The 6,244-nt window shown below is 41.3% G+C and carries 6 protein-coding genes and 1 other RNA gene; 4 read left to right on the top strand and 3 right to left on the bottom strand.

Annotation, left to right across the window (positions count from 1 at the left end):
- Window positions 1–484: 484 nt before the first annotated feature.
- The 3 genes from ffs to BW976_RS11145 form a co-directional block, all read right to left on the bottom strand.
- An RNA gene (gene ffs / locus BW976_RS11155) (signal recognition particle sRNA small type) lies at window positions 485–583 on the bottom strand.
- Between the two features lie 113 nt (window positions 584–696).
- Window positions 697–1,272 carry a 2'-5' RNA ligase family protein gene (locus tag BW976_RS11150; RefSeq protein ID WP_076373355.1) on the bottom strand — a complete coding sequence of 192 codons (576 nt, stop codon included), beginning with the start codon at window positions 1,270–1,272 and terminating at the stop codon, window positions 697–699.
- Between the two features lie 10 nt (window positions 1,273–1,282).
- Entirely contained in the window at window positions 1,283–1,987 is a 705-nt protein-coding gene (locus BW976_RS11145) for a 2'-5' RNA ligase family protein (RefSeq protein ID WP_076373354.1), read from the bottom strand.
- Between BW976_RS11145 and dinB the strand changes: the two genes are divergently transcribed.
- The 4 genes from dinB (at window position 1,986) to BW976_RS11125 (ending at window position 6,244) form a co-directional block, all read left to right on the top strand.
- On the top strand, window positions 1,986–3,170 hold the full coding sequence (gene dinB, locus BW976_RS11140; RefSeq protein ID WP_076373353.1) for a DNA polymerase IV: 1,185 nt from the start codon (window positions 1,986–1,988) through the stop codon (window positions 3,168–3,170). The genes BW976_RS11145 and dinB overlap by 2 nt on opposite strands.
- Before the next feature lie 92 nt (window positions 3,171–3,262).
- The gene (locus BW976_RS11135) at window positions 3,263–4,483 is read left to right on the top strand and encodes an acyltransferase family protein (RefSeq protein WP_076373352.1); all 1,221 of its coding nucleotides are present in this window, start codon (window positions 3,263–3,265) and stop codon (window positions 4,481–4,483) included.
- Between the two features lie 18 nt (window positions 4,484–4,501).
- The gene (locus BW976_RS11130) at window positions 4,502–5,542 is read left to right on the top strand and encodes a sensor histidine kinase (RefSeq protein ID WP_076373351.1); all 1,041 of its coding nucleotides are present in this window, start codon (window positions 4,502–4,504) and stop codon (window positions 5,540–5,542) included.
- A 3-nt stretch (window positions 5,543–5,545) separates the two neighbouring features.
- Window positions 5,546–6,244, top strand: a complete 699-nt coding sequence (locus BW976_RS11125) for a LytR/AlgR family response regulator transcription factor (RefSeq protein ID WP_076373350.1) — start codon at window positions 5,546–5,548, stop codon at window positions 6,242–6,244.

Here is a 6,244-nt window from a genome sequence, read left to right as displayed (position 1 = left end):
CTCAAACCAGCGTACCGGACTGTTTTCCAATCCTACAAATACCTTACGCGAGCCGATATCTATACCGGCTGCATGATGATGCATCTTTTCCATCCTGTTGACTTATCGTTAATAAGCCGTGCCCGAAGGAGTGTAAAGAAAAAGACAGGCTACCCATCGGACAAACACAGTTAGTGTTGTACCATACCCTTAGACTCATTGCTTCAGAACCATACTCAGGGACAGGCAAAAATGCACTATAACTTAGACGGCCACACTGCACGGCTTTGCAAAGATAATGTCATTGAACCCTTAAAGGCCCCCGGATTTTAAAACTCAGGATGACAGCTGGCTTTATATTTTGATTAATATCGAATTTTGAATACAGAACTTAGAAGAGAGGTGGCATTTAAAGGATTTTCATTATTCAAAATTCCTTATTCGGTGTTCTATATTGGAATTTAGTCTTTGAGATTTACTCATTTCCAAAAATTAGGGCACAAAAAAAGGGTAAGCTACTTTTATCGCGCCGCTCAACTCTCTACCCTTGCTGTGTTCCCACCCTGGGGGAGTTCAAGAGGAGCTGGCCGTAAAAGACTTACCCCAGCGCAAATATAGAAAAAGGTTTGTTTATGGTTAATAAATTGTTAAAAAAGATAATTGATTAACGTTTAGATAATTAGCCTTCATTGTAGTGCCAATTGATACAAATACAGGTTAAGCCGCCAGCGGATTTTTACCAAAAGGGATCGTTTTATGCACTTTATATCGGTCGTTTTTGTTATCTATTTCCTTTTCCAGTATGGTTAAGCAATCCGCTAAAAAGGTGTCCCGGTATTCCATTTCCTGAAAATATGGCCATAATTTGTTAAATGAGGCTACCGGTATATTGCGGGCTATGGTGAGATGAGGCGTAATTCTCCTGGTTTTCATTCTCAAGGCGCCTTTAACCTGGTTAAACCAATCTTCGGTGGTTTTATCCAGATCTACCCTGGCATATATGGTTCTGGAATTGGGGCCATGCTTAAAAAAGTCGAAGCCATTGATCCGGAGTTTATGCTGGGGTATGGTTTTAACTTTAAAACTAATCATTTCATAAAAAGGAGTAAGGAGCAAGGGTTTTAGCGTAAGCTGATGCACCTCATCCCTGAAGGATTCGATAGTAATGTGTGCCCGCGCATACATCCCCGGAAATTTTCCGATGCGTTTAACACATTCCTGTTTAAACGAGCCAACTTTTTTATCCACGTGCTCCGGCGGAGAAATAACGGTAAGATAATCTTTGTTGTTCATGGAGATTGGTTTAAAATAGGTTTATCTGATCCTGGATCTGGTTATCTGCGGCGGCTTGTTTGTAAAGGATCGCTTCTGCAGTATTAGCCATTGTCTGCTTGTTCTTAAATTCAAAAATCTTAAAAGGCTGCCATTGCGGTTCATGTGCAAAGGTTTCACGTTTAAGCATTATCAGCTCATTCACCCAAAATGGTTCTACCAGTTTTTTATGGCGGAAGTTTGGCCATAGACGTTCAAAATCGGGCCCGGCAACATCGCGGGTCACAGTGATGTGCGGAATGATGGTTTTACGAATTTTAAGTAGCCTTTTGAGTTGTGTAAACCACTCATCAACAGCGGGTGTAACCCGGATATGAGCATAAATGGTCATCCGGTTATGTAGGTGTTGGAAAAACTTAAACCCATCTACATGTAATAAAGCAGGAGGCAGCTCATTCAGGCCTTTCTCTATCTTGTTCAGATTGGTTTCTTCCATGAAGGGTTTCTGCCGTTCCAGGTGATGAACAGAAATATGTGCCGGTGAATCCATGCTTTTATAATTGCCAATTAATTTAGCCGAAGCTCTTTTATAACGGGAGATTTCCTGCTTAATAGCTTCAGGTGGCGAAAGCAGGAATAAATAGTCTTCGTACATATACATAGCTGCTTGTTTTTGATTAAACAAAAATGCTAATATTTTTAGTAAAATACTAAATTTATTTTCATATTTGTACATGGATGTTAAGCGGCATATTGTACATATCGACCTTGATTCCTTCTTTGTATCGGTTGAGCGTAAGTTTGACCCCAGCCTGATAGGTAAGGCGGTGATCATTGGCGGCTCGGTTGACAGGGGAGTGGTATCTTCATGCAGCTATGAGGCGCGTGCCTATGGTGTGCACTCGGCTATGCCCACCCGGCAGGCGGTAAAGCTTTGTCCGCATGCTATTGTGCTTCACGGCAGCCATGGCCGTTATTCGGAGGCCTCGCGTGAGGTTACCCAGATCATCCATGACTCTGTGCCGCTTTATCAAAAAACATCTGTTGATGAGTTTTATATTGACCTGACAGGCATGGAGCGGTTTTATGATTGTTACCAGATAGCCAGCAACCTGCGCCAAAAGGTGATCCGTGAAACTGGTTTGCCCATTTCCTTTGGTATGGCATCGGGCAAAACTGTGGCAAAAATGGCTACCAACCAGGCCAAACCTAATGGGCAGCTATATATTAAGCATGGCGAGGAACGCGCTTTTTTAGCGCCGTTACCCATTGGTAAAATACCGGGTTTGGGTGAAAGCACCTGCCAGAAAATGTATCAATACGGTATTGAAAGGATCGGCGATCTGCAACGAACCAATATTCGTTTCCTGGAGGCTGTTTTTGGCAAGGCAGGTACATATTTGTGGGAAAAGGCTCACGGCATTGATCATAGTGAGATTATTCCGCATAGTGACCGTAAGTCGATATCTACTGAGCATACTTTTGGCAGTAATGTAAACGATCCTCGTACCTTAGAAAATATACTGGTATCGATGACTGAAGAATTATCGGGCAAACTGCGCCGGGAAAATAAACTATCCTCCTGCATGGCTATCAAGATCAGATATGCGAACTTTGAAACTCATACCCAGCAACAAAAAATACCACTGACCGCCGCCGAGCATATCCTGATCCCCGGTGTTAAAAATCTGCTCAAAAAAGCCTGGAATCAGCACCGACCCGTCAGACTGATAGGTGTGAGGCTGAGCGATCTTTGCACAGGCAGTTACCAGATCAATTTATTTGAGGATAACGAAGAACAGATCAGGCTTTACCAGGCTATGGACAGGATAAATTTTAAATTTGGCGATAAAACTATTTGTCGCGCCGCCGGCATGGAAATAGGTACGCGCAATTTTAATCCGTTTATGAAAGGTTGAAATTTTTACTGTTGGTCAAAGAGGCAATGCCATTGGTCAAACTATTTTTAGGAAGTGATATGAGGTAGTTTCTTTTGAATAAAAAAGAAAACATGATGGAAACCACACAACGTCAAACCTACCTGGATTGGTTAAGGATATTATCCATTGCCGGGGTATTATTCTTTCATTCGGCTATGCCCTTTGTTAGCGAAGATGGCTGGCATATCAAAAATGCGGAAACCAGTAATCTGATGATGGAATCGAACCATTTTTTGCACCTTTTCCGGATGCCACTGCTCTTTTTTATATCGGGCACCGTGAGTTATTATATGATGCAGCGGCGGTCGACCTTAAGCTTTATCGGTCTACGTTTTCGCCGGTTGTTTATTCCGCTGTTAGTAGGCATGTTTATTATTGTTCCGCCGCAGATCTATATGGAACGATTGGCACATGGCTACAAAGGCAGTTTTTGGGATTGGTACCCGAGTGTATTTAATTTTGTACCATATCCGAACGGCGGTAGTTTCAGTTGGCACCACTTATGGTTTATTGCCTATTTGTTTATTTACGATCTGATATTTGCTCCTGTATTTACCTGGATGATATCACCCAAGAGTGATGCATTTAAACAAAAGCTTGCTGTGCTGGCTCGGGGTAAATGGGTGTACCTATTAATGCTGCCAGGTATTATCTGGTTTACTTTCACCAGCTGGGATTATCCCGAAACAAACGATTTGATTCATGATGGCTGCTACTTTGTTTACTGGTTGTTTTTTGTTTTAATGGGTTTTATATGTATTACGCAACCTAAGTTGATGGATAGCCTGGAGCGTAACCGCCGCTTCGCACTAACTATCGGTTTTCTGAGCCTGATGACATGGGAAGTGATGAGATGGAATAAAATAGAACCCGATCATGCTGCATGGCCCTTCCATCATATTATATTTTCGTATGCTTTTACTGCGTTAAGGCCAACTATTGCCTGTGGATGGGTGTTGGCGTTGGTGGGTTATGGTAAACATTATCTGAACCGGAAACACGTTGTGCTCAACTATCTGAACCAGGCGGTTTACCCGTTCTATATTTTACATCAAACGGTTATTGTACTGATAGTTTATTACATTGTGCAGGTTCAAAATGAAAGCATTTTGTCCAAATACATTTATACTGTGGGAATTACTTTTTTTGTTACTGTGTTAACCTATCATTTGCTTATACGCCCTTACGCTTTAACACGATTCCTGTTCGGTATGAAACCTAAGGATAAACCCAAACCTGTGATAGTGGCCCCTACAGAAGAAATACAACCCACTGTAATACTTTCTGCCTGAAATTTATAACTTAACGGTATGAATTTTTTCAGAAAATACATTTTCCCAGCCTTGTACGGTTTGCTGGTATACTTTACCATCAGGTTGCTTCACGATACCGATATTGGGGAACTCTTTTGGGAAAGGGATTTTTATATCAATGGTATTGAAATGGCCTGTTCGATATTGGTAGGTTATTTGGCGATCTATCTTTTTGAATGGCTTTTCAGATACTATGACAGGCGCTGGCCGGTTCAACTATCCTATCACGACGTAGTACGGGAGTTGACCATATTGGTATGTGCAGACCTCGTATTGGTAAACGTCGTATTTGTTCCAATGGATATAACCCTGCACATAACCCAGCACAAGGAACCAATCCCCTGGGCTGATGTAGCCGATATTAATATGATACCCACTTTGTACGCTATTGTTTATTACGGCATTGCGCGTAGCAGAACCTGGCTAAAGGCCTATGTAAATAATAAAATGCAACTGGAAAAACTAACTAATGATCACCTGGAAACCGAACTGAAGTTTCTGAAAGCACAATACCATCCACATTTTTTGTTCAACGCTCTGAATACTATTTATTTTCAAATGGACGAAGATGTGGCCGGCGCTAAAAAAAGTACGGAGCTGCTTTCGAGTCTGTTACGGTACCAACTTTATGACCAGCAGCAACAGGTGCCCATTAAACAGGAGCTGGAATATTTGCAGGATTACATCCAGCTTCAAAAGATAAGGGCTAGTCAAAAAATGCGTTTGAATGTGGTTTTTGACGAAAACCTCGCCGATCAGCTGGTGTATCCTTTACTTTTGCTTCCGCTGGTCGAGAATGCATTTAAGTATGTTGGCGGTGATTATAAAATTGATATATCAATCTTTATCAATGAAAAGGGTCTGTTATTTAAAGTATATAATGATGTTCCGACCACAATGAAGTTAAAGGATAATTACAGTGGCATTGGGCACGAAAACTTAAAAAGGCGTTTAGAGCTACTTTATCCAAACAAGCACCGATTAATAGCTGGTGGCGAGGCGGGTAGCTATATTGCACAATTAGAATTAGAATTTTAGAACATGAACCAGATCAGTTGTATTATTACCGATGACGAACCCTTTGCCCGGAAAGGTTTAGAGGGGTATGTCAAAAAAGCAGGCTTTTTTGACCTGAAAGCGCAATGTGAGGACGCCATGGAGCTGGGGGCCATATTGGCTCAGCAATCGGTTGATCTTTTGTTTTTGGATATACAGATGCCGCATCTCACCGGAGTTGATTTTATTAAGTCGTTACCCGATCCACCCAAGGTGATCTTCACCACAGCTTTTAAAGAATATGCTACGGATGGGTTTGATTTGGATGTGTTGGACTATTTGCTGAAGCCCATACCATTTGAGCGGTTTATGAAAGCCGCATTTAAAGCTAAGGATTATTTTGAATTACGCAACAATCATATCAAGGAGGCTGATTACCTGTTTGTAAAAAGCGAGGGAAAATTGGAAAAGGTTGTGTTTGGCGATGTGTTATACATCAAAGGAATGGAGAACTATGTGGAAATACATTTTCCCGGCAGGCGTATTATCACCCATACTACATTAAAAGCATTACTGGAAAAATTACCCCAGCAAAGTTTTTTACAAACGCATAAATCGTTTATTGTGGCAACTCAAAAAATTACAGCTATTGAAGGTAATATGCTTCATATTAATCAGCATCAGGTGCCTATAAGCAGGCAATTACGGGAACAGGTAATATTTTTGTTAGTTAATCAAAGATAG

It is taken from the genome of Mucilaginibacter lappiensis, assembly GCF_900155965.1.
Lineage (GTDB): Bacteria > Bacteroidota > Bacteroidia > Sphingobacteriales > Sphingobacteriaceae > Mucilaginibacter > Mucilaginibacter lappiensis.
Note: the sequence above shows the minus strand (reverse complement) of the source record. Positions and strands in the feature narration are given on the sequence as shown.

Bases quoted from the DNA above. Each gene is read 5' to 3' on its own strand.
- BW976_RS11150 (WP_076373355.1), bottom strand. From the start codon at position 1,272: ATGAACAACAAAGATTATCTTACCGTTATTTCTCCGCCGGAGCACGTG.
- dinB (WP_076373353.1), top strand. From the start codon at position 1,986: ATGGATGTTAAGCGGCATATTGTACATATCGACCTTGATTCCTTCTTT.
- BW976_RS11145 (WP_076373354.1), bottom strand. From the start codon at position 1,987: ATGTACAAATATGAAAATAAATTTAGTATTTTACTAAAAATATTAGCA.
- BW976_RS11135 (WP_076373352.1), top strand. From the start codon at position 3,263: ATGATGGAAACCACACAACGTCAAACCTACCTGGATTGGTTAAGGATA.
- BW976_RS11130 (WP_076373351.1), top strand. From the start codon at position 4,502: ATGAATTTTTTCAGAAAATACATTTTCCCAGCCTTGTACGGTTTGCTG.
- BW976_RS11125 (WP_076373350.1), top strand. From the start codon at position 5,546: ATGAACCAGATCAGTTGTATTATTACCGATGACGAACCCTTTGCCCGG.